Here is a 23,081-nt window from a genome sequence, read left to right on the forward strand (position 1 = left end):
GCTGACTCTGGTAGGATCAGCGGATAGTGTTGGGGTCCGCCACCAGCGTTTGCATTACCTAGAGTCTGAGAGCGACCTCGCAGCCCTCAAGATCTTGGTAGTGGTGTAACACGCGTGGGCTGAAACAGGCAATCCCGTCCGATAAGTCCAGCAGTCCCTGGTCATAGAGTGTGTGCAAGTCTCGTCGAAGCAAGATGCCGTCCGCGGCCCTATTATGCCCCGCCCGCCAATCACGGCCGACCAGGTGGGCAGCTTCAAGGGCCTCGGGAACGTCGCAACGTGAAACCGCACACCGCCCCCGAAAGGCCAAAAATACCGCCTTCCGGAATGCCGCTTGCTGTTGCCGAACCTCGACGCTCATGAACCGAGCGACACCTTCTTCAAGCCCATCGTCGTTGACTTCACCAGCTCGCAGCATGATGCCATTGTCCGCTTCGCCCTGCGGTACGGCGGGCACGGCTTTGGGCTCGGTGGACGACCAGTATGCGTAGCAGCGCTCGCGCTCGGCCTCATCGTCCGTGATACCGAAGACCTCCTTGAATTCCTTGGAGCATCGTCCGGTATCCTTGTCTACGACCAGTGCAGTGATCACCGGCTCGTTTGTGGCAACGCACGCTTGACCGAGCTTCTTCAGGCTCGTGAACAGTGTTCCGTACCACAAATCGAATCGCTGCATCAACTCGGCATATTTCACCGGCTTGCGACTCCTGGCAACGTTGATCAGCCACTCCCTCATGCACGGAAGTTTTTCGCTGACTGTGGCGGATGACAGCCCCGACTCCAGTTGCTTGTCTATGGGGAACGGGCCGCTGCACGGAGTGGTCCGGTGGGTTGCTGCATCGATCTGGAAATCGCGAGCGTCCAGAACCCTCGAGTAGCGGGCATAGAATGTACCCTCGTCATCCACCTCGAGGGAGGCGATGGCAAATAGAGCATCCCTGTACGACTTGATGGACCGATCTGGCGAACTTGGATCAACGGCTGTCGCTATCACCGTGTAGGCCGCAACATCGCCACGCCATATCGCCTTTAGATGCTGTACGCGTTCATCAAGGCCTGCCGATACGCTCTCCACTAATGTCCTTTGATGGAGCACGGCGACGCGCCGCTCACGAACGTTACACTGGTCTGCCCAAGTTCGAAGGACGATCTTGTGGTCCTTTTCAGCGCCCCATGACCAGCGTCCGTTGTAGAGAGGCATGCCGATCTCTTCGAAAAAGCGATTGATTGATCTGTTCATTCACTAGGATCCGCAGCGTGTAATCACATCGAGTAGTGCGCCTTGAGATGCGCAGGCAGATGCACAAAGTTCGCGGCCGGCCGGGGCTAGCAAACGAGACTGATGTGCTCAAATACGTCGGCCGGAGGGTAGACCGACTATGGGCTCATTACCATTGAATCGACCTCTGCGTTCCCCAACAAGCACCAACGCCTCGCCCGGCGTTTGCCGGCCAATAGCAGTAGTTTGCATACGCCAGAAGCGGAAATTCAACCATCGACCCTCCAACCTAGAAGTCATGACGGTTTTGCGACTTTTTAGCGCGATTGAGGGCTCCGTATACTTCGCGGCCGTAAATTCGGCAACTCACCAACGCATCGGAGAATCCCGCCGCCGCGCACAGCCGGCCGCGGCATTGCTTGGGGGGCTACTCGTGCGATGGCATTTTTCCAGGCCGCCCAAGAACCTGCCCTCGTCCCAGGAGTCGGAGCTCCAACGTGCTAACATCACCGCCGCGCGAAGCTTGACCCCGCATGGCCGCCCCCCAATGATCACCATGACTGCCAATTCCGTGTCGCCGCATCCGCGCGAAACCGTTCGCGCCACCGCCCTGATTGCGCCGAGGCCAGCATCGGTGACTCCGCCCCCCCTGGTGCTTCGCGACCGCGAGATTCGGGAAGCGTTGCGTCTGCACTTGGCGCGTCGCATACCCGCCCCGGCTCGGGTGATCGAAGAACTTGGCGTGCATAATGGCAACGCCAAGGCCGATCTGGTGGCCATCTATCGAGAAATGCATTGCTTTGAAATCAAAGGTGCGACCGACAGCATACGGCGCCTGATTCGGCAGGCCAGCTATTTCGATCAGACCTTTCCCAAGGTGACCCTCGTCACGACTGAGAACCACCTGACTTGGTGTCTACGTTACCTGCCGGTCTACTGGGGCATCATGGTAGCCACGCGCAAGCAGCAGGGCATCGCACTACGATATGTCCGAGCCGCACTGAGCAGCCCCCGTTTCGCGAAGCAGAAGGCGCTGATGATGCTGTGGAAGGCAGAATTGACCAGCATTGCTACGGACACCGCGAAGATCCCGGTGAAGCGCGCCTACACGCGCGAGGATCTAGCCATCCATTTAAGCCGGGCGCTAGACAAACGCCTCACTCTCGCATCAATCCAAGACGCGATCCGGAGCCGCTCAGGGGAGGAGTACATCACCGAGGTAGGTGATATGACTGGCGAGCGTTGACTTCACCCACGAGCCGGCATTGCCGGCCTTGGCTGGTCGCTTCGCACTGCTGGCGCTTCGATCGTAAATGTACTGGTCGCCAAAGGAATAAGACGCACCCCGAAAGAAGGGTTGCCGCTGGATCAGGTCGGCGATCTCGAAATACTGTCCATTCCCCAACGGATGAGCCTTGAATGAGATGCCTCGTACTGCAAGCATACTGTCGCCATGCGGATAGAAGGCGCGAGGTGTAGAGATAGTCCGCAGCAGTTCCGGCTGCAGTTCGACGTCCGAATACTCAGGACTGACGACACCGTAGTCGCCAAATCGAACGTCATGCATGGCTGCCTCCGCCACGAGATGGCGCCACAGATGGTATTCAAGCCGAGGAACCATCTTCGCACCGCCTGTTTCAATTAGCTCACTAATATTCGACGGGATTGAAGAGCCTGTTACCACAAAGGTGTGCGCGTAAAATTCGGCGCGGAAATTCTTGAGGAACTCTGCTATACGCGTCGCGGCCGTTGCATAGTCCGTCAGTACGCGCGCATCGACAATAACGTCAATACGCTGTGCTTTACAGCGCGTCAGTTCGCCCCACAAGCCCACAAGCTTTCGCTTGAGCAGAGTCCAGCTTTCGATATCCTCCAGTTGGAGGCGTACGCCGACCGGCCCTCCGACTTCCAGGAGATACTCAAAAGCGGCGGGGTTATGATCTACGTGGCGATCCAGCGCGATAATTGGTATCGCTCGAAAGGGCTTGAACGTCGCGAGGATATAGCGATACTGCGGTGTACCTTCCAACTCCAGATCATCGTCAAGATCAAAATTATCGATGTAGAATGGGAATGTACCAATGCGCTCGCATAGACTCGTCATCTTGGTCAACCCAATTCGAACGCGGTCTAGAATCTCGTCCGCATTCTGGTTCTTGCTAGTGCGCGGCACATCAAAACAAGGACAAATCTTCGCTCGCGTGTCGTCAGAGAGCGTCCCCACGCCGAGGATTTCGTTCTGTTTAAGTTTGAGGAACGGAAAATAGACACTCATCCTTGGAGCCCCAGTTCATGGGCGACGTCGATCGATTGGACCAAGTCGCTGTACATGGTGTAATTTTTTTCGCGGTACCGCAGTAGTCCTGCCGCAACCGCGACATGAACGTCGGCTTGCCTTGCGTATTCCACTAAGTGGCTACGCGAATCTCGCTGCAACACCATCTTTCGCCAGATGTTGCGCGGCACCAGAGTATCCATGGCCAGCCGATTGGCCGCGACTTCCACTTCCCCATCATCCTCTTCCTCCAAATCGTCCAGGATCGGCGTCGACAGATGATCGTAGTGCAGGCAGATGTGGGCCATCTCATGCATCAACGTGAACCAAAAGTTGTCGTAGCGGTTATAGCGCAGACTCAGGCCGATCACGGGAGTGCCGCTGTTGAGCGTCAGTACGCAGCCATCCGTACGCATCGCCGGAAACGCTCGCTCTACTACGAGGATGACCCCATATTGCTCGGCGAGAATGGTAGGCAAGCGGCGCAGATTGCGCACATCAGTGCTATAGGTAGCGAGCCGACGAAAGTCGTCGTCGCTGGGTGGACGAAATGGCTCGACCGTTCGCGTCAACGCCGCCGCGCGGGCCGTGTTCTTGACGATAGACAGCCAGGCGGCAGTGAGGAAAGGATTGGCGCGCGGATTCTGGCGAAACAGCGCGGGGCTTTCTTCGCCCGCCGTGATAGCCGTTCTTAGCAAAAAGGCCGACTCCGATTCGCTAGCGCCCTTCCGCGCGGCAATGTCCTTCGACTTGAGATGGCGTTTGAGTTGACCGTAGAGTTCAAAGATTCGATACGTTGAAGATGCGGCTGCCGGGTAAACCGAGAAATCGTCGTCAAGCATAAGCACGCTCCAGCACCGCCCTGGCGCAGACTTCGCTGGCTTCAAAATAGCGAAGTCCCTCCTTATTAGCGTCGCAATCGTATGGCGTCATGCCGAGCCGCGAATAGTAACTCTCGGCGGTGGGTAGAGCGTGCAGCGAAAAACCGGGGCGGTAACCCAATACGCGCACGGCATGGTCAACCGCATAGGTGATCAGGATGTGGCCGATGTTCGAAAACCGGCGTTTGTACCCGGGACGATTTCGGTTCCAGTACGCCGCGGCGATATAGTCAATGTAGAATATCTTTTCGCCATCTTCGCGACTAGGCTTCGGGTGAAAAATGATGCAGACACCTTGGACCTTGTCCTCGGCCATCAGATAGAACCACTGGTAATCGTTCGTCGCAGCGTGGTGGGCCTTGTTGAGCCAATTCCAGTGCAAGTCTACGAGGTTGTATTCCGCCACTGCCGAATCAAACTCGTCTTGACTGGTGAATCCGGTCGGAAAGCGCTCACACAATACGTTAAAGGCTTCAGCCTTGGCGGCCGACCAGTCCGCTTCCAGCGTCAACGTGAGCATGCGATCCAAGCCTGTCCGGATGACATAGGGCACGTTGTTGGCCGTATGGTTGCACAGTAGCTGACCGTTCCCCGAGCAAATTGGCGTCATTCGCGTGTTTTCATTCCTGCATTGCGTTCTTCAAGCACAGACATCGCCGCAGGTTTTATGGACTATTAGCGATGCCGAGCATCGCATAAAATTATGGGCAGCCGTACCCTACTTCTGTAGGAGAATAGCCTCACTGCCTTTCTCGCGGGAACCGACCACAGCGGGACCCCGCATCTGCTACTTCGCCGTCCCGCAAACATGACAGCGCCAATCGAAAACCTTAGCCTTGCGCCTTGCACCGCAGTTCGAATGTATGTAACGACAACTCCGCTAAGAAGCTGTGGTGGAGTTTGCGAGCGATGCCATGACGCGATGCGCCTGCGCAGAATTCCATGGGCCGCATGACTGCCCTTTTTGATACACGCGCAGCCGGTCATGCTCGCCTCTTGCAATGCCTCATATTTCCCCCACCCTCCCCGGCACCACCCCCACATACCGCCCCCGCGGCCGTATCACCTGCCCCACTCCCAATTGCTCCAGGCTATGCGCCAGCAGTCCAATGCTGCGCGCCGTAGCAAACATCGCGAAAGCAGCATCTTCCGGCAACCCGTAATGAATAACCATCGCCGCCAACGCGACGTCGATATTGGGCTGCAGCCCCGTCAGCCTAGTCGCCTTCTCGATAAAGCGCGCTATCGCTTCCGGCGGCTCGAACATTGCCAACAACGCTGCGGCCCGCGGATCGCCATCGGGATACAAGTGATGACCGAAACCGGGCAGAGGCAATCCCGTAGACAGATGATGTGCAATCACCTGTTCCTCGCCCTGCCGCTCCACTTCATCGAATAGCGCCTTGACGCGGCCCGAGGCGTCGCCGTGCAAGGGGCCGGAGAGCGTCGCAAGTCCCCCGAGCAGGCAGGCCGGCAGGGATGCGCCGGTGGATGCCGTGATACGGGCGGCAAAGGCCGAGCTCGTCAGCTCGTGGTCGATCAGAAGGACCATGGCCGTCCGCAAAAGCTCGGCCACGTGCGCCGGCTGTTTCCACCCTTGTGCAAAGCGCAGGTGCAACGGTTGCTGCCCCGGTTGCGCGCCGAACGCGTTGGCGAGTTGGCCGACCAGGCTTTGGCATTCGACATGCAGGACCCTTGTCATGCGCCCATGCGTGGAGTGGCCGGTGGCGGCCAGCGTGGCGAGGGTCTTGAATGCCGCTACACGTCCGGGATTGGCGACTCGGGCCGAGCATGAGAAGTCCACCGGCTGCTGCGCGTCCCACAGCAATTGCGCCACGTCCTCAAGCGTGGCCGAGCCAGCGAGGGTCACCGCGTCCTGCCCTCGGTAGTACAGCCGCTCGCGCACGAAGGTGGAAAGCGCGGTCGGGATGCTGGGTTCCGCGCCGAACAGCGTATTGGTTGCGAGGGTCTCGTGCTTGCGGCCGGCCTGCTTGCGTTTGGCAAGCCCGGCGACGTCCTCCGCGCGGTACAGGCTGCGGCGCGTGTCGGCCGGGTCGGTCATGACTTCGAGCTTGCCGCGGCTGACGTAGGCGTAGATCGTCTGCGGTCGCACGCCGAGCTGTCGGCATGCCTCGTCCATCGAAATCCAGGAGCTCATGGTCGTGGTGGGAATGTTATATGTTGATTTTATAGATCAATATTGCCATCACGATCAAGTATTACCTACTATGCCGTCAACGTTCAACGCCTCGCTCAAACACCAACACGCTGACGCACATGAAGCCGCAGATCCTGCAACTGAATCCGATCCTGATCCCCGCGATCAATGACGAGCTCGCCTCGCTATACACCGTCCACAAGTACTTCGAGATCGCCGATCAGGCGGCGTGGTTGCGGGAGTACGGGCCTTCCATTCAGGCCGTCATCACCGGCGGGCACACCGGGATTTCGCGGGCGATGCTGGAGCAGTTGCCTGCGCTGAAGGTGGTGGCCATCAATGGCGTGGGCACCGATGCGGTGGACCTCGAATATTGTCGTGGCCGCAATCTGCCCGTTACCGCGACCCTCGGTGCGCTGACCGAGGATGTCGCCGATCTCGCGATCGGTTTGCTGATCGCGGCCTGTCGCAATATCTGCGCGGGGGACCGTTTCGTGCGCGATGGCCAGTGGGAGCTGTATCCGCAGCCCAGCGCGATTCCGCTTGCCCGCCGCTTCAGCGGCATGAATGTCGGCATCGTCGGCATGGGGCGTGTCGGCCGGGCGGTGGCGACGCGGGCGGCGGCCTTTGGCTGTCCGATCCGCTACACCGACCTGCGCCGCATGGAGGACGTGCCACACGAGTTCGTGGCGGATCTTCGCGAGCTGGCGCGCCGCAGCGACGCGCTGGTGCTTTGCGCAGCGGCCGACAAGGCGGAGGGGATCGTCGACGCCGCGGTGCTCGACGCGCTGGGGCCGCGCGGGTATCTCGTCAACGTGGCGCGTGGTCGGCTGGTCAATGAGGCGGACTTGGCCGAAGCCGTGGCGGCCGGCCGCATCGCGGGGGCGGGTCTGGACGTGTTCGTCGACGAGCCGCGCGTACCGCTGGCCTTGCGGGAATCCGATCGCACGACGCTGCAGGCCCATCGTGCCAGCGCCACCTGGGAGACCCGAACCGCGATGGCGCAGATGGTGTTGGAAAGCGTGGCGCAAGCGCTGGCCGGCGGCCGGCCGACGATGAGCCTGACCACCTGAGCGCGAGGCAATCGGTCCCATGCCCCACCGCCCGGGCGCAGGGGCTCACGGGCTCACGGGCTCACGGGCGCATGAGCACATGGGCGCACGAACGAACGAACGCACGAGCACGCACGAGCACGCATGAGCCTTCCAGCCTCACACCCCATTAAGGAGACCCGCCCTTGAACGCCTCAAGAAAAATCGCCCTCGTCACCGGCGCCGGCAGCGGCGTTGGCCGCCTCAGCGCGATGGCGTTGCTGGAGGACGGCTGGACGGTGGTGCTGGCCGGCCGCCGCGCCGAACCGCTGCAAGCGCTGGCCGCCGAGGCTTCCGCGCGCGGACAGCATGCGATGCCCGTCCCTGCCGATGTCACCGACCCCGCCAGCGTGCAGGCGCTGTTCGATACCATCGAACAGGAATTCGGGCGGCTGGACCTGCTGTTCAACAACGCCGGCGTCAATGCCCCGGCCGTGCCGATGGACGAGCTGCCGGTGGACGCATGGTTCAACGTGATCAACACCAATGTCACCGGCGTCTATCTCTGCGCGCGAGCCGCCTTCGGCTTGATGCGCCGGCAGTCGCCGCAGGGCGGACGCATCATCAACAACGGCTCCATCTCGGCGCACACACCGCGCCCCTACACGGCCCCCTACACCGCCAGCAAGCATGCCGTCACCGGCCTGACGAAGGCACTGGCGCTGGACGGCCGCCCGTTCAACATCGTGGCCGGCCAGATCGACATCGGCAACGCCCTAACGGAACTGTCGGAGCGGATGACGCGCGGCGTGCTGCAGGCCAATGGCACGACAGCGCCGGAGCCGATGATGGACGCCACGCACGTCGCCAATGCCGTGCGTCATATGGCATCGCTGCCGCTGGAGGCGAACGTGCTGACCATGACCGTCATGGCCAGTGCCATGCCTTTCGTCGGGCGCGGCTGATATCGATCAATCCGTCCCGGCTTCCCGGCTTCCCGGCTTCCCCGCGCCCCGGCGTAACGGCGCCCCGGCGTAACAGCGCCCCCGGCGTACCGGCATTCCGGACGCCGCCCCAGAGTTGACACAACAGTTGACCAGAAACAGAGGAGACAACCATGCCTTTCACCAAGCTGATCACGACGGTAGCGATCCCTGCCGCGCTGATCATGGCCCCCAGCCTGTCGTCGGCAGAGACGCCGAAATACCCGACCCGCCCCGTCACCATCATCGTGCCCGCACCGGCAGGCGGCGGCATCGATCTGATCGCCCGCGTGGTCGGAGAAAAGCTGGCGGTCAAGCTGGGGCAGCCCTTTATCGTCGAGAACCGTCCCGGCGCATCGAACAACCTCGGCACCGCGGTACTGGCCAATGCCAAGCCGGATGGCTACACGATCGGCATCGTCGGCGGCAGCCACAACATCAATAAATACCTCTTCAAGAATCTCGGCTGGGATCCGGAAAAGAGTTTCGAGCCGATCGTCTATACCCACGTGATTCCGCTGGTGTTCGCGGTCAATCCGAAAATCCCCGCCAAATCGGTGCCCGAACTGGTCAATTGGATGAAGGCCAATCCGGGCGAGGCCAAGGTCGCGACTTCAGGACGTGGCAGCGCCCAGGAGATGGCCGCGGAAATGTTCCGCATGGTCAGCGGGGCCAACATGCTGCTGATTCCGTACAAGGGCTCGTCCGCCGCGCACCCCGACCTGGTGGCCGGGCGCACCGTACTCTTCATCGACACGATCAGCGCGATCCAGGAGCAGGTCAAGGCCGGTAACGTCCGCGCCCTCGCCGTTTCGACGCGGAACCGTTCCAAGGCCCTGCCCAATGTCCCGACCGCGGAAGAGCAAGGACTGAAGGGCTACGACGCCAACACCAATGGCGGCTTCCTGGCGCCCGCCGGCACGCCAAAAGAAATCGTTGCCAGGCTCAATACCGAGATCAATGCGGCATTGAAGCTGCCGGAGGTCCGCGCCAAGCTCGAGGCGGCCGGGATCGAGGTCCAGGGCGGCACGCCGCAGGATTACGCCGCGCTGATCAAGTCCGACTTGGCGAAATGGGGGAAGGTGGTCAAGGAGGCCGGCATCCAGCAGGAATAGCGGCCATTAAAAAATTGGTCAATTCTTTGCCCACCGGCCCTAAAGTTTTCCACCCCTCTGCCGTCAATCCGCGTTGAGCACAAAAAACCGGACCACGCAGTCCGGCCCGGCGAAGGCGTCCGCCTTTGGGCGCCAACCCACACCAAAGGGGAGCGGAGGCAGAAATGCATATCGGAAACTGGACCATCCGAGCGCGGCTCGGGGCATGTTTTGGCGCGGTGCTGCTGGTATTGGCGATCGCGCTGGGAATGGGCGTCACGCAGCTGCGCGCCATCGGCGAGGCGGCCCATGCGGCCGATACCGCGGCCGACACCGCGGCCAAGGGCGCGGCCTCCCTGTCCCAGCTGGATCAACAAATCACCACTACCACCGAATGGATGGCCGGCCTGGGCATCGCCGCCCTGCTGCTGGCGGTGGCAAGCGTCCACGCGCTGTCCAAGGGCATCCAGCAGCCGCTGGCCGAAGCCGAACTGATCGCCGAAACGGTCGCGGCCGGCGACCTCAGCCAGGAATTCGAGACCGAGCGTACCGGCCCCTTTGGCGCCCTGCTCGGCGGGCTCGGCCGGATGGAGGACATGCTGACCGACCTGATTACGCGGATCAAGACGTCCACCGACTCGATCACCGAGGCGTCGCACCGGATCGCGGCCGGCAACACCGACCTGTCGCAGCGCACCGAGCAGCAGGCCGCGACGCTGCAGGAAACGGCGTCCAGCATGAGCGAGCTGACCGCGATGGTGCAGCAGAACACCGAGCGCGCCCGCGAGGCGAACCGCTTTGCGCAGTCGGCGTCGGGCATCGCCGAGCGCGGCGGCGAGGTGATGACCGCCGTGGTCGACACGATGCAGGCGATCGATACCAGCTCGAAAAAGGTCGCCGACATCGTCGACGTGATCCAGGGCATCGCCTTCCAGACCAATATCCTCGCGCTCAATGCCGCGGTCGAAGCGGCGCGCGCCGGCGAGCAGGGTCGCGGCTTCGCGGTGGTGGCCGGTGAAGTGCGCACGCTGGCCCAGCGCAGCGCCGCGGCGGCCCGCGAGATCAAGGACCTGATCGACGATTCCGTGCAGCAGGTCGGCAGCGGTTCGACGCTGGTCGGCAAGGCCGGTCAGACGATGCAGGAAATCGTCGGGGCGGTCCGTCACGTCACGACGCTGCTGGGCGAGATCGGTACTGCGTCCGAGCACCAGAGCAGCGGCATTGCACAGGTCGCCGAGGCGGTGACCCAGATGGATACCGTGACGCAGCAGAATGCCGCGCTGGTCGAACAGGCGGCCGCTGCATCGAACGCGCTGGCCGACGAGGCTCGCGAGCTGCAAAGCGTGGTGGCGCGATTCCGGCTGGAGGCCGGCCCTGCGCCGATGTCGGCATCGCGCGCGCCGTCGCTGCAATTGGCGGCGGCTCGGTAACCTGGGACGTCACGCTATTGGTCCAGGCCCGGGTCCGCATTGCCGACCCGGACGGCCGATAGCACGCAACCTCCGTGGCGGCCTCCGATGCCGCCGTCAGTTCAGGCGCTGGCCCGACGCCGCATCGAACAGGTGGACATGCTCGGCCCGAGGCGTCAGCTTCAGCGCGGTGCCGGGGCGAGCGTCCACGCGCCCCCCCGGAATGCCGCCACCACCTGATGGCGTCCGAGCTTGGCCGCGATCAGCGTTTCCGCGCCGGTCGGTTCGACCACCACGACCCCGGCTTCCAGCGTGCCGCCCTCCTGCAACGCGAAATGCTCGGGCCGCACGCCATACAGGACCTCATGGCCATCCACTGCCTCGGGGAGACGATGGAGCGGCAGCCGCAGGCCATCGTCCGTCAGCACCGCCGGCGCGCCATGGCGTTGCACACGCCCGCGGAAGAAGTTCATGGCCGGCGAGCCGATGAAGCCAGCGACAAAGGCGTTGCGCGGGCGATCGTAGAGCTCCAGCGGCACGCCGGATTGTTCGACCACCCCATCCTTCAGCACGACGATGCGGTCGGCCATCGTCATCGCCTCTACCTGATCGTGCGTGACGTACAGCGTGGTGGTCCCCAGCCGCTGGTGCAGCGCCTTGATCTCGGTGCGCATCTGCACGCGTAGCTTGGCGTCGAGGTTCGACAGCGGCTCGTCGAACAGGAAGGCTTCCGGCTGGCGCACGATCGCACGACCCATGGCCACGCGCTGGCGCTGCCCACCCGACAGGCGACGCGGCGTGCGGTCGAGTACGGCGGAAAGGCCAAGCGTTTCCGCCACGGCCTGCACGCGCCGCTCGATCTCCGCCTTGGGAAGACCCTGCAGCTTCAGCGAAAAGCCCAGGTTCTGCGCCACCGTCATATGCGGATACAGCGCGTAATTCTGGAACACCATCGCGATATTGCGGTCGCGCGGCGCCACGTCGTTGATCAGCCGGTCGCCCAGCCGGATCTCGCCCGCCGTGATCGGCTCGAGGCCTGCCACCATGCGCAGCAGCGTGGATTTGCCGCAGCCCGACGGGCCAACCAGCGCGACGAACTCGCCGTCGCGGATATCGATCGACAGGTCGTGGATGACCTCGGTGCTGCCGTACGCCTTGCGCAGATGTCGGAGAGAGATGGAAGCCATGAGTCTTTCGGAATGGGAATTGCGGGCCCGCCGTCAGTCCTTGACGCCGCCGGCGGTCAGCCCCCGCACCAGGTACTTGCGCACCAGCAGCGTGAATGCCACCACCGGCAGCATCACCAGCGTGCCGCCCGCCGCGATCTTGGTCCATTCCCATCCTTCGTATTGCAGGAAATTGACGATCGCGACCGGCGCGGTGACGGCATGGGTGCGGGTCAGGATCAGCGCATAGAAGAAGTCGTTCCACGAGAAGATGAAGCACAGCACGGCGGTGGCGGCCACGCCCGGCGCCGCGAGCGGCAGCGTAACGCGCCAGAACGCACTCCAGACACCGCAGCCATCGATCCACGCGGCCTCTTCCAGTGCGGCCGGTACCGCCTCGAAGAACCCCTGCATCAGCCAGATCACCACGGCCAGGTTGAAGGTCAGATAGACCAGGGCCAGTCCCCAGACGGTATCGAGCAAGCCGATCCAGCGGTAGGCAAGAAAGAACGGGATCGTGAAGGCGATCGGCGGCGCCATCCGCGTGATCAGGATCCACAGCGCCACCCGGCCGCGCGCGCGGAAACGCCACCGCGTCAGCGCGTAGGCGGCCGGCACGCCGATCGCCAGCGACAGCACCGTGGACAGCGAGCTGACCAGCAGGCTGTTGGCGAACGAACGGGCGAAGTTGCCTTCCAGCAGCGCGCGGAATGCCTCGAGCGTGGGCGTAAACAGCAGGCTGTCGTCGAACGCGCCTTCGGCCGGCCTGAAGGCGATCTGCACCAGCCACAGGAACGGGAACATCAGCACCAGCAGCAACACGACTGCCAGCGCCGCGCGGCCGTGGCGACGCAGCCAGGCCAGCGGCCTTGCCCCCGGTCGCCGCAACGCCGGCACATCGTGCTCGGCGGCGCTGTCGCGGGGTGGCAATCGCAGCGTGTCAGTCGTGGCGTTCATTCCCATCGCTCCCCTGAAACCGGCTGATCGACCAGCTGATGGCAAACACCGCCACCAGCATCACCACGGCAATCGCGCTCGCATAACCCCAATACGAGAAATTGAACGCCTGGATAAAGCCGTAGAAGTTGGTGACCTCCGTCACCGTGCCCGGTCCGCCATTGGTCAGCACATAGATCAGCGGAAACGCCTTGAAGCTGTCGATCAACCGGAACAGCGCGCACACCACCAGCACCGGCCGGATATACGGCAGCACGATGTAGCGGAACAACTGCCAGCGGTTCGCGCCATCGATGCGCGCCGCTTCCAGCGGCTCGTCGGGGATCATCTGCAATGCCGCCAGCACCATCAGCATCGTGAACGGAAACCACTGCCAGGTCTCGGCAATGGTGATGGCCCACAGCGCGGTATCCGGATTGGCGATCAGCGATCGCAGCGGCAGGCCGATCTGCTCCAGTGCCCGATGCAGCGGGCTGACGTCGGGCGTGTACAGGATCTTCCAGATCAGCGCGACAACGATCGGCGGCAGCACCATGGGGATCAGGAAGACCGAGCGAATCGCCGCCAGCACGCGGGAGTTCGCGTTCAGCAGCAGCGCGATGGCCAGGCCCAGGGCGAGCTGCAACGTCACGCTGGACAGCGACAGCCGCACCTGCACCCACAACGAGCCGATAAAGCGTGGATCGTCCAGCAGTTGCCTGTAGTTGACGAGGGGATCGTCGAAGCGGAACGTCCCTGCCGGGTCCAGCAGGTTCAGCGGCGTCAGGCTGATCAGCAACAATGCCGCGGCGGGCACGAGCGTGATGGCGCCCAGTATCAGCAGCGATGGCGCCAGGCCAAACAGGAAGGCGCGCCGCCGTTCGGCTTCCCAGCCGCGCGGCGGCGCGGCGTGCCGGATGGGAACGTAGGCCGCCATCAGACTGCCACGCCGGCCCGTTTCAATTCCGCGAGCGCCGCTGCCTGCGCCTGCTTCATCGCGCCGGCCGCACTCTGCTGACCGGAAACGATCAGCTCGATCGCCTTGTTCAGCTGCTGATCGACCTGCGGATAGACCGAGACGGTGCGGTATTTCATATGCCCCTGCTTGCCGGACAGCTCGATGGAATCGGTGCACAGCTTCGCGATGTCATAGCCGTTGACGACCTGCCGCTTGCGGAACACGTCGGCGTCGATGTCCGAGCGGCGCGACGGCGAGCCATAGCCGGCGGCAACCGCCCGCCGCGTGATCGTCTTCGAGGTGGCCCAGACGATGAACTGCCAGGCCGCATCCTTGTTCTTGCTGCCGACCGGTATGCCATAGCCGTGCACCGCCGTCCCCGGGAAACGGCCCGCCTGCCCCTTCGGCACCAGGCCCCACGCGGCGGTTTGCGCGGCCTTGCTCGAAGCAGGGTCGCCGACCTGCGACAGATAGATCTGGCCTAGCGTGCTGAAATTGCTGCGGCCGGCCTTGAGCGCCTGCACCGCCTGGTCCGGCGTATACGAGACGGCCCCGTCTGGGCCGAACTCGCGCAGCAAGCGCGCGAAATAATCGGCCGCGGCAATTGCTTCCGGTGTATCGAGCGTGGGATACAGGTCGTCCGGCGCCTTGCGGAAGACGTCGCCGCCAAAGGCATGCAGATACGGCGGAAAGGTCCAGCCGTAGTGGTTGTCGGTGACGAAGCCGGCCACGCGCTCCTTGCGATTGACAGCCTTCAGCGTCTTGACGAGATCGTCGGTGGTATCCGGATAGGCGAGTCCCGCCGCCTTCACCAGATCGAAGCGCGACGAGGCGCTGATGGTCACCTCGGCGGTCCACGGCACGCCGTAGAGCTTGCCATCGCGGCCCGTCTCCGGCGCGCGGGCGCCGGGCAGGAAATCGTTGATATCGAAGTCGGCTGGCGTGCGGCCGGGATCCTTGATGAAATCGTCGAGCGGCGTCAGCCAACCGGATTGAATCCAGCGGCTCGAATAGATGAACGTCACGTTCACCACGTCGAAGCCCGAGCCCTTGGTCGACAGTTCCAGATCGACGCGCTGGTTGTAGACCGGAAAGGACGGCGTGTCGAAGTTGACCTTGATGCCGGTCTGCGCCTCGAACTCGGGCAGCCATTGCCGCAGCAGCTTCTGGTAAGGCGCGCTGAATGCGGAAACGTTGAGCACGACGCCGGCGTACTTCTTCGCGCCTTGCGCGAATGCCGGCGCGCCGAGCACGGCACCGGCACCCAGTGCCGCGCCGGCGCGCAGCACGCGGCGGCGGCCGATGTCAGGCGCCGTCGACGGCCGGTGGTCGGTGCTCAAGACAGGCGCAGTGGCGGAATCGTCAGACTCGATGGCAGTGGTCATGTCATGTCCTGATGCATTGGCATGAATCACTGCTGCGCGGCGGCAGTCAGGTCGACACTGCGGCGGCCGTCGACCCCGACCGGCACGTCGCCGCTGACGGTCACGCGCCGCACCACGCGGTGCTGGTCGCCGTAATCGTTGAGCGCATAGTGTTGCGTGGCGCGGTTGTCCCAGATCGCCACGTCGCCGGGCGACCAGCGCCAGCGCACGGTGTTCTCGAGCCGTACCACGCGGTTTTGCAGGACCTCGAGCAGATGGCGGGATTCGCTAGTGGAAAGCCGCGACAGCCGCTTGATGAAATGGCCGAGCAGCAACGCGCGCTCGCCGGTTTCCGGATGGACCCGCACGACGGGATGCTCGGCCTCGATGACCGTGCGCGTGAAGACGGCACGATACTTCTTGCGCCCCTCCGCCTCCTGCTCGCTCGCGCCGTCGTCGACGCGGGTCTCGGCGTAGTCGAAGTCGTTGCCGTGGACGGCCCACAGACGATCGGCGATCGCCTTCAGTTCTTCCGGCAGCGCGTCATAGGCGGCCACCGTGTTGGCCCACACGGTATCGCCGCCTACCGGCGGCAAAACCACGGCCCGCAGGATGCAGACCTTGGGCGGCGCGACCTTGAAGGTCACGTCGGTATGCCAGGAATCGGCGCGGCCGCCATGGCGCGAGTCGAGTTCGAGGAAGGTGGTGCCGTCGGGCGCGGGCACGGTGGGGTGCGATTCGATCTCGCCCCACAGCCGGCCGAACGCCTGGTGCGTGGCGTCGTCCAGATGCTGCTGCCCGCGCAGGAACAGCACGCGATGTCGCAGCAAGGCGGCCTTCAGCGCCTCCAGCGTGCTGGGGTCGAGCGAGCCGGACAGGCGCAATCCGCGCACTTCGGCCCCGATGCGGGGCGAAACCGGAACGATGTCCAGCTCGCTGGACGTGATGGCAGGACGATCCTGGATGACGGCGCTCATCGCTTCTCCGTGGCATGAATGGGACCAGACAATGGTATGGGTCCCATTCCGCCAGGAGAACGAAGCAAAACGTATGTCGATATGCGCGTGGACTACTTCACCGGCGTCAGAATCGGCGCGCCCTGCTTCTTGATCAGGAACACCACGAACTTGGCCGGCTGCGTCTTGCTGGCGTTGCGCCCGACGGTGTGGATGTCGTTCGGGCCCTCGTGGAAGGTGTCGCCGGCCTTGAGCGTGACCTCCTTGCCGCCCTTGACGCCCATCACGATGCTGCCCTCCAGCACATAGACGAAGCCGTGTGCGTCATGGCGATGCACGGGGTCGGCGCCGCCCGGCGCGTAGTCGACGACGATCATCTCGACTTCCTTGCCGGGGTACTCGGGCAACGGCTGCGTCAGCAGCGGCTTGACCGAGACGCCTTCTCCGGCCGCGATGGCGGGCTGCCCCATCATCACGGAGGACAGCAGCAGCGTTGCGGCAAATGCAGTGACTGGCTTCATCGCATTACTCCAGGTTGGCCTTGTCGAGGCCGAACGCCTTGTCGGACGAGCCCGGCACGGTGCGGAACGCGACGTTCAGGCGGTTCCAGGAATTGATCGCGCCGACCAGGAAGGTCAGGTCCGACAGCTCCTTCTCGCTGTACTGGGTCCGCACGCGTTCGTAGATGTCGTCGGGCACGCCGTGGGCCGGGATATGGGTCAGCACCTCGGCCCACGCCAGCGCGGCGCGCTCGCGCGGCGAGAACAGCGTCGATTCGCGCCAGACGGCCAGATGATGCAGGCGCAGTTCGCGCTCGCCGTGGATCTTCGCCATCTTGATGTGCATGTCGACGCAGAAGCCGCAGCCGTTGAGCTGCGACGTGCGGATCTCGACGAGTTCGCGGATATGGGGCTCGATCGTCGTCTTCTGGAACATCGTGCCGAGTTCGATCAGCTTCCTGGACAGTTCCGGCGATTGCTGGAAATAGTTGAGGCGTTGGGTCATGGTGGCTCCTGGTGAGCGGAAATCAGTGTTGTCTTCACCGAGGCCGCATCGCGAATCGATGCGGCTCGGCTTGGATGGCATCGTAGGGTTGGGGCCGTTTCCCCGGTAGTACCGCCAAGGTGCGCACGCTGTTGCCGCTTTGGCACCAATCACGGATTCCCGTCCTCAAACCGACACGGTGATGACGGTGCGAATGCCTTCGCGCGCCATCTTGGCGTAGGGACAGAAGCGCTCGGTATGGCGAACGAGTTCTTCGGCGACCGGCTTGTCGACCCCCGGCATGCGGATATGGATCTCGGCAATCAAGGCGTAGCCGCCGTCGCTGGGATCGCGGCCGAATGAGACCTTCGCCGCGACGGTCATCGCGGTGACATCGATCTGCTCGCGCTGCGCCAGCAGGCTCAAGGCCCCGTGGAAGCACGCCGCGAAGCCAGCGGCAAAGAGTTGCTCGGGATTGGTGCCGCCGCCCGGGCCGCCGAGCGCCGCCGGCAACCTCAGTTCGAGTTGCAGGTTGCCGTCATCGGACCGCGCGATACCGGAGGCTCGGCCGTGCCCGGACTCGCCTCCCGATACCGTCACGGTGGTCGTGTACAGCGTGGCAAAGTCGCGTCCGCGATAGCGGTCGAGCAGCGTCAGCGGTGGCGGTTTGAGCCCCTTGTTTTCCATCGGCACGCCGCGCCTAGTGGGCTTGCGACTTGCGCATCCAGTCTTCGAAGCGGACGCGCCCGAGATGCGCCTGGCCCTCCGGCACCAGCGTGCCCGTCTGCAGCTCGGCGCCGAAGTAGCGCGCGGCGGGATCGACCTGCACGGTCCGTGCATCGCCGATCGCCTTCAGATAGCGCTGCACGAGGTCGCTCATCTTGAACTGCTCGGGACCGGCAATCTCGACGATGCCGTTCGCCGGCGCGGCCAGCGCGCGCTCGGCCACGGCCTGCGCGACGTCGTCCGACGAAATCGGCTGGATCAGCGCCGACGACAGCCGGATCGCGTCGCCCTGCGCCGCGGATTGCACGATGCCGCCGAGAAACTCCATGAACTGGGTCGAGCGGACGATCGTGTAAGGCACGCCGGACTGGCGGATCAGCGCCTCCTGCGCGATCTTGGCGCGGAAGTAGCCGCTCTGCTGCAGCTTGTCGGTGCCCACCACCGACAGCGCGACGTGGTGCGCCACGCCCGCTTCCTTCTCGGCAACGGCGAGATTACGCCCCGAGGTCTCGAAGAAATGCAGGACCGCCGCGTCCTCGAACGACGGCGAATTGGCGAGATCGACTACCTCCTTCGCGCCCGCCAGGGCCTCCGCCAGGCCTTCGCCGGTCAGCGCGTTGACGCCGGTCTGCGGCGCGGCGGCAATCACGTCATGGCCCTGCGCCGACAGTCTCGCCACGACCTTCTTGCCGATCAGGCCGGTCCCGCCAATGACAACGATCTTCATGATGCGTCTCCCTGCTGTGTGTGGAGTGAGTGGAAATGGAACAGCTCCACCTCATGCTAGGGGTCGCGGGAGTTGGGCACCAGACCGAAGCGCGGACCACGGTGTTTCCCGTTTGGCACCAATCGCGCGGGCAGCAGGCATCCCGGCCGCACTGCTTGTCGCGGCGGCGGGACGCGGGACGGAAATCGCAGGATGGCTCGAAGGCGATGCGCGGATCAGCGATTGACCCGCAGCCGGTATTCGCTGGGCGAGAGCCCGAAGTGCCTCTGGAAGGCGACCCGCATGCGCTCCTCGCTGCCAAAGCCGCATTCGCGCGCGATCTGGTCGACCGGCTTGTCCATGTCCTGCAGCAGGCCGCGCGCTGCTTCCATGCGGAAGTGCTCGACCCCCTTGGCGGGCGTGCGTCCGGTCTTTTCCTTGTAGACCCGCGCGAAGTTGCGCGGACTCATGCCGACGCGATCGGCCAGTTGCTCGACGGACAGGTCTTCGCGGGACAGATTCTGGACGATCCACAAATGCAGCGTCTCGAACAGCGGTACCTGCCGGCTCTGCGTGATCAGGATCTCGCTGAGCTGTGGCTGTGCCCCGGGGCGCTTCATATAGACCGCCAGCTCCTTGGCGACGTTGAGCGCGACCTCGTGGCCGCAATCGGCCTCCACCATGGCGAGCGCCAGATCGATGCCGGTGGTGACGCCGGCCGAGGTCCACAGATTCTGCTGCTGCACGAAGATCGCATCGGCATCCAGGTCGACCGTCGGGAACATCTCGTGAAACCGCTGCAGCATCGCCCAATGCGTCGTGGCCCGCTTGCCATCGAGCAGCCCGGCGTGGGCCAGCAGGAACGCCCCGCTGCAGACAGAGGCCGTGCGACGGACCCTGGCGGAGGCCATGCCCAGCCATTCGATCAGCGATCCGGAGTCGATGGCGACCTGGAGAATCTTCGGCGAGCCCGGCACGATCACGGTGTCGACCTCGCGCAGGTCCAGGGTATCGAGCGCCACGGTCTGCATCGCCGTGCCCTCCACCGCCGCGACCGCCCCGCCGGACTCGCTGGCGACATGGCAGCGATAGCCCGGCATGCCGCGCTCGTGGGCGTAATGGGATGCGGCCCAGAACACGGTCTGCGGGCCGGCGAAATCGAGCAGGCTGACCTCGGGATACAGCACAAACACGACATTGCGCGGCATGGGTTCAATGGGCGCGGAGGCGGAGGGCGAGGGATTCAATTCCATGGCAGCCGAGAAGAGGACACCGGATGTTATGTCGTGCCGGCGATGGCGTGCAAGCGCGCGCAAGCGTGTGCAACGACATGCAAGGGCGTGCGAGCAGCGTATCCATGCGGCGCCCCATGCGGCAATGCGGCAATGCGACGCCGTTTCCATTTCTGCACCAATCTCGATCGCACATGGCAAAGCGCGCGGAAACCCGATGGCAGCCTGGCAGAAAATCAGGGAACGCTGTCATTTACCGTACACCGGCGCCTGATTAGCATCCAGGCACGCCTCATTTCTTGCGGCGATGCATTCAGGGAGTGCTGAAATGAACGAACCGGAAACAGCGGAACGCGCCTTCCGCCTCAGCCTGCCCAATCGCGCCGACGCGCTTTCCACCAGCTTTGCGGCGAGCTATGCCGGCATCATGGCGTTCATGGCTGTCGCCAGCGAGGGCAGCTTTGCCAAGGCCGGCGAGCGCCTGGGCATCGGCCGCTCCGCGGTCAGCCGCAACGTGCAGAAGCTGGAGACCCAGCTCAGTACGCGGCTGTTCCTCCGTACCACGCGCACCACGCAGCTGACGCGCGAAGGTCAGCGCTTCTTCGAAAACTGCCACCAGGGCGTGACGCATATCGTCGAGGCGATGAACGACATGCTGGAGCTCCGGGAAGGTCCGCCGCGCGGCCTGATCCGCATCAGCTCGACGGTCGGCTTCGGCAGGAAGATCGTCGCGCCGCTGCTGGAACGCTTCATGAAGGCCTATCCGGATATCGCCATCGACCTGCTGCTCGACGATCGGCCCACCGACTTCGCCTCCGAGCAAATCGACGTGGCATTCCGCAACGGTCGCATCGAAGATTCGAGCATCATCGCCAAGCGGCTGATTCCGATGCAGATGGCGTTGTGCGCTTCGCCCGCTTATGTGGCCGCGCACGGATTGCCGCAGACGCTGGAACAACTCGCCGAGCACGATTGCATCAATTTCCGCTTTGCCAGCGGGCGGATATTCGAATGGGAATTCAAGGTCGATGGCGCCGTGCGCAAATACATGCCCACGGCGCGGCTGACCTTCAACGACGCCGATCTGGTGCTCGAAGCGGTGCTGCAGGGATGGGGCATCGCGCAAATGGCGGGATACCAGATCTGCGATCACATCGCGGCCAGTGAACTTGTCGTGGCGCTGGCCCGGCACGCGCCGGACGATCGCGGCCACTTTATCTGCTATCTCAGCCGCCAGCACCTGCCGACCCGCATTCGCGTCTTTATCGACTTCATGACCGATCAGATCCGCGCGCTGGATCTCGATTGCCTGACGGGATTCAACGCGAAAACGCTGGAGCAGGAACTGGCGGCTTGATATCCGGTTCAACGCCCTGACAATCCGACGACCTGGCGCCCCGACGAACTTGACGGCCTACGGGCCTACCGGCCTGGCCGCCGACCGTACTATCGCCCGACAAACCTCGGCACCCGCTTTTCCTTCCAGGCGATGGCCCCCTCCTTGATGTCCTCCGATTGCACCGAGCGCTGCATATCGGCGGCCAATGCTTCGACGTCCAGCACGCCGCGCGCAATCGCATTCAGATGCTTCTTCATGCCGAACACCGAAATCGGCGCCAGCGACGCGATGGTGGACGACAGTTGCTCGACGCGTTCGCGCAGCGCCGAAGCCGGCAGCAATTCGGTCAGGAAGCCACAACGGAACATCGCCTCGGCATCGATCTTCTCGGCCGTCAGGAACAGATGCTTGGCGGCATTCAAACCCAGCCGCGAGACATAGCGCTCCATGCCGCGCTGATAGAAATGCAGGCCCAGCCGAGCGGCCGGCATGAACATCTCGGTGGCGAGTGTCCCGATGCGGAAGTCGCATGCCAGCGCGAGATCGGTGCCGCCGCCGTAGACCCCGCCGTGAATCTCGGCAATCGTCACGGGGCGGCAATCTTCCAGCGCATTGACCAGCGGCTCGAACCCGGCGCCGCGCTGACCCGCGGCCAGCTTGCCGATATCGAAGCCGCTGCAGAAATACTTGCCGCTGCCGCGGATGCGCAGCACCAGCACGTCGGCCTCATTGACCGTGTCGACATGCTGGCGCAGCGCGGCCAGGTCGTCCGGGCCGAGCCGGTTGGCGACCTCCGGCCGGCTCAGCGTAATGGTGGCGATGCGGTCTTCGATTTCCAGAATGGGGAGCGATCCGGTGTCTGACATGGGCTGGCCTTGCAATGAGAGGGAGTGGTCGAATCAAGGGGAAAGCAATGCGGCTTACGCGCTTGCCACGGCGGCATCGAAGCGATCGATCCGTGCTTCGGCAAACGCGGGACGTGCCTGCACCCGCCGCCACCAGTCGGCCACGGCGTGCGCGGAATCCGGCGACAGTGCGTCGGCATCGAGTTCGGCAAGACGGGCCACGAACGGCACGGCGGCGATATCGGCCAGCGTGTAGCGATCGCCGAACAGCCAGGGGCCGTCCTCCAGCATCGCCTCCATCTTCGGCACGATGGCCTTCAACTGGTCCAGCGCGGCGCGCTTCTCGTCGTCGGTATAGGGCCGTCGCGCGACGCGCAGCCACGCCTCGCGCCGCTGCGCGGTCGGCACGCGGGCCAGCCGTTCGGCCAGCTCCGCGTCGGTCCATTGCGACGCCTGCGCCTGGAATACCAGGCTCCAGTTCAGGATCAGCAGATTCGGCAGCGCGCGCTCGTCGGTCCAGCGAATGAAATTGCGCATCTCGGCGCGCCGATAGGGATCGGCCGGCCGCAGCGGCGGCTCCGGATGCGTGTCGTCGAGGTATTCGCAGATGGTGCTGCTTTCATGCAGCGCCCGGCCGTCGTCCAGTACCAGCCCGGGCACCACGCCGTTGGGATTGACGGCCAGATAGGCCGCGGAGTGATGCTCCTGCCGGCGCATGTCGACCGGCACGCTGTCATAGCAGATGCCCTTCTCGGCCAGGCACAGGCGCACGCGGCGCGACGCGCTGGACAGCCAGCTGTGATAGAGCTTCATGCCGCT

Annotated in this window: 22 protein-coding genes and 1 pseudogene; 6 read left to right on the forward strand and 17 right to left on the reverse strand. The window is 63.8% G+C overall.

Features of this window, described 5'->3' with window-relative positions; genetic code table 11:
• Positions 1 to 58: 58 nt before the first annotated feature.
• Positions 59 to 1,240, reverse strand: coding sequence for an HNH endonuclease signature motif containing protein (locus KZ686_RS15980; RefSeq protein ID WP_223819648.1), 1,182 nt, complete (start codon positions 1,238 to 1,240; stop codon positions 59 to 61).
• A gap of 535 nt (positions 1,241 to 1,775) precedes the next feature.
• Between KZ686_RS15980 and KZ686_RS15985 the strand changes: the two genes are divergently transcribed.
• Positions 1,776 to 2,465, forward strand: coding sequence for a sce7726 family protein (locus KZ686_RS15985; RefSeq protein WP_223819647.1), 690 nt, complete (start codon positions 1,776 to 1,778; stop codon positions 2,463 to 2,465).
• Here the strand turns inward: KZ686_RS15985 and KZ686_RS15990 are convergent.
• The 4 genes from KZ686_RS15990 to KZ686_RS16005 form a co-directional block, all read right to left on the reverse strand.
• Entirely contained in the window at positions 2,415 to 3,494 is a 1,080-nt protein-coding gene (locus KZ686_RS15990; RefSeq protein ID WP_150083535.1) for a beta family protein, read from the reverse strand. The genes KZ686_RS15985 and KZ686_RS15990 overlap by 51 nt on opposite strands.
• Positions 3,491 to 4,336 (reverse strand): ImmA/IrrE family metallo-endopeptidase, encoded by an 846-nt coding sequence (locus tag KZ686_RS15995; protein ID WP_265634149.1) that lies wholly within the window; start codon positions 4,334 to 4,336, stop codon positions 3,491 to 3,493. The genes KZ686_RS15990 and KZ686_RS15995 overlap by 4 nt, the downstream gene beginning before the upstream one ends.
• A complete protein-coding gene (locus tag KZ686_RS16000; RefSeq protein ID WP_150083533.1) occupies positions 4,329 to 4,895 on the reverse strand; it encodes a GNAT family protein in 567 nt (188 codons plus the stop codon). Before KZ686_RS16000 ends, KZ686_RS15995 begins: the two co-directional genes overlap by 8 nt.
• A 486-nt stretch (positions 4,896 to 5,381) precedes the next feature.
• Positions 5,382 to 6,533: a citrate/2-methylcitrate synthase gene (locus tag KZ686_RS16005; RefSeq protein ID WP_150083532.1), complete on the reverse strand. Its 1,152-nt coding sequence runs from the start codon at positions 6,531 to 6,533 to the stop codon at positions 5,382 to 5,384.
• Between the two features lie 119 nt (positions 6,534 to 6,652).
• Between KZ686_RS16005 and KZ686_RS16010 the strand changes: the two genes are divergently transcribed.
• The 4 genes from KZ686_RS16010 (at position 6,653) to KZ686_RS16025 (ending at position 11,071) form a co-directional block, all read left to right on the forward strand.
• Positions 6,653 to 7,606, forward strand: coding sequence for a 2-hydroxyacid dehydrogenase (locus tag KZ686_RS16010; RefSeq protein WP_265634154.1), 954 nt, complete (start codon positions 6,653 to 6,655; stop codon positions 7,604 to 7,606).
• 164 nt (positions 7,607 to 7,770) lie between these two features.
• Positions 7,771 to 8,529: an SDR family oxidoreductase gene (locus KZ686_RS16015; protein WP_226105490.1), complete on the forward strand. Its 759-nt coding sequence runs from the start codon at positions 7,771 to 7,773 to the stop codon at positions 8,527 to 8,529.
• Between the two features lie 152 nt (positions 8,530 to 8,681).
• The gene (locus KZ686_RS16020) at positions 8,682 to 9,662 is read left to right on the forward strand and encodes a Bug family tripartite tricarboxylate transporter substrate binding protein (protein WP_265634156.1); all 981 of its coding nucleotides are present in this window, start codon (positions 8,682 to 8,684) and stop codon (positions 9,660 to 9,662) included.
• A 164-nt stretch (positions 9,663 to 9,826) separates the two neighbouring features.
• Positions 9,827 to 11,071 carry a methyl-accepting chemotaxis protein gene (locus KZ686_RS16025; protein ID WP_265634158.1) on the forward strand — a complete coding sequence of 415 codons (1,245 nt, stop codon included), beginning with the start codon at positions 9,827 to 9,829 and terminating at the stop codon, positions 11,069 to 11,071.
• 96 nt (positions 11,072 to 11,167) lie between these two features.
• Here KZ686_RS16025 and KZ686_RS16030 read toward each other — a convergent pair.
• The 10 genes and pseudogenes from KZ686_RS16030 to KZ686_RS16075 form a co-directional block, all read right to left on the reverse strand.
• Positions 11,168 to 12,237: pseudogene (locus KZ686_RS16030) on the reverse strand (ABC transporter ATP-binding protein).
• 33 nt (positions 12,238 to 12,270) lie between these two features.
• Positions 12,271 to 13,173 carry a carbohydrate ABC transporter permease gene (locus KZ686_RS16035; RefSeq protein WP_265634160.1) on the reverse strand — a complete coding sequence of 301 codons (903 nt, stop codon included), beginning with the start codon at positions 13,171 to 13,173 and terminating at the stop codon, positions 12,271 to 12,273.
• Positions 13,157 to 14,089 carry a carbohydrate ABC transporter permease gene (locus KZ686_RS16040; protein WP_265634162.1) on the reverse strand — a complete coding sequence of 311 codons (933 nt, stop codon included), beginning with the start codon at positions 14,087 to 14,089 and terminating at the stop codon, positions 13,157 to 13,159. Before KZ686_RS16040 ends, KZ686_RS16035 begins: the two co-directional genes overlap by 17 nt.
• The gene (locus KZ686_RS16045) at positions 14,089 to 15,495 is read right to left on the reverse strand and encodes an ABC transporter substrate-binding protein (RefSeq protein ID WP_265634164.1); all 1,407 of its coding nucleotides are present in this window, start codon (positions 15,493 to 15,495) and stop codon (positions 14,089 to 14,091) included. Before KZ686_RS16045 ends, KZ686_RS16040 begins: the two co-directional genes overlap by 1 nt.
• Before the next feature lie 26 nt (positions 15,496 to 15,521).
• On the reverse strand, positions 15,522 to 16,451 hold the full coding sequence (locus KZ686_RS16050) for a TauD/TfdA dioxygenase family protein (protein WP_149318256.1): 930 nt from the start codon (positions 16,449 to 16,451) through the stop codon (positions 15,522 to 15,524).
• Between the two features lie 92 nt (positions 16,452 to 16,543).
• Complete coding sequence (locus KZ686_RS16055; RefSeq protein WP_265634167.1) at positions 16,544 to 16,951, reverse strand: cupin domain-containing protein; 408 nt, start codon at positions 16,949 to 16,951, stop codon at positions 16,544 to 16,546.
• A gap of 4 nt (positions 16,952 to 16,955) precedes the next feature.
• Positions 16,956 to 17,435 carry a carboxymuconolactone decarboxylase family protein gene (locus tag KZ686_RS16060; RefSeq protein WP_226105473.1) on the reverse strand — a complete coding sequence of 160 codons (480 nt, stop codon included), beginning with the start codon at positions 17,433 to 17,435 and terminating at the stop codon, positions 16,956 to 16,958.
• 165 nt (positions 17,436 to 17,600) lie between these two features.
• Positions 17,601 to 18,101: an Ohr family peroxiredoxin gene (locus KZ686_RS16065; protein ID WP_265634170.1), complete on the reverse strand. Its 501-nt coding sequence runs from the start codon at positions 18,099 to 18,101 to the stop codon at positions 17,601 to 17,603.
• A 13-nt stretch (positions 18,102 to 18,114) separates the two neighbouring features.
• Positions 18,115 to 18,867, reverse strand: coding sequence for an SDR family oxidoreductase (locus KZ686_RS16070; RefSeq protein ID WP_265634172.1), 753 nt, complete (start codon positions 18,865 to 18,867; stop codon positions 18,115 to 18,117).
• Positions 18,868 to 19,082: 215 nt separating this feature from the next.
• On the reverse strand, positions 19,083 to 20,054 hold the full coding sequence (locus tag KZ686_RS16075; RefSeq protein WP_265634174.1) for a GlxA family transcriptional regulator: 972 nt from the start codon (positions 20,052 to 20,054) through the stop codon (positions 19,083 to 19,085).
• A gap of 352 nt (positions 20,055 to 20,406) precedes the next feature.
• Between KZ686_RS16075 and KZ686_RS16080 the strand changes: the two genes are divergently transcribed.
• Complete coding sequence (locus KZ686_RS16080) at positions 20,407 to 21,435, forward strand: LysR family transcriptional regulator (protein WP_265634176.1); 1,029 nt, start codon at positions 20,407 to 20,409, stop codon at positions 21,433 to 21,435.
• A gap of 89 nt (positions 21,436 to 21,524) precedes the next feature.
• On the opposite strand, the gene KZ686_RS16085 is transcribed toward KZ686_RS16080, so the two are convergent.
• Complete coding sequence (locus tag KZ686_RS16085; protein ID WP_226105463.1) at positions 21,525 to 22,283, reverse strand: enoyl-CoA hydratase/isomerase family protein; 759 nt, start codon at positions 22,281 to 22,283, stop codon at positions 21,525 to 21,527.
• 54 nt (positions 22,284 to 22,337) lie between these two features.
• The gene (locus tag KZ686_RS16090) at positions 22,338 to 23,075 is read right to left on the reverse strand and encodes a glutathione S-transferase family protein (protein ID WP_265634178.1); all 738 of its coding nucleotides are present in this window, start codon (positions 23,073 to 23,075) and stop codon (positions 22,338 to 22,340) included.
• Between the last annotated feature and the right edge of the window lie 6 nt (positions 23,076 to 23,081).

Source organism: Cupriavidus cauae, from assembly GCF_026210475.1.
GTDB classification, from domain to species: Bacteria; Pseudomonadota; Gammaproteobacteria; order Burkholderiales; family Burkholderiaceae; genus Cupriavidus; species Cupriavidus cauae.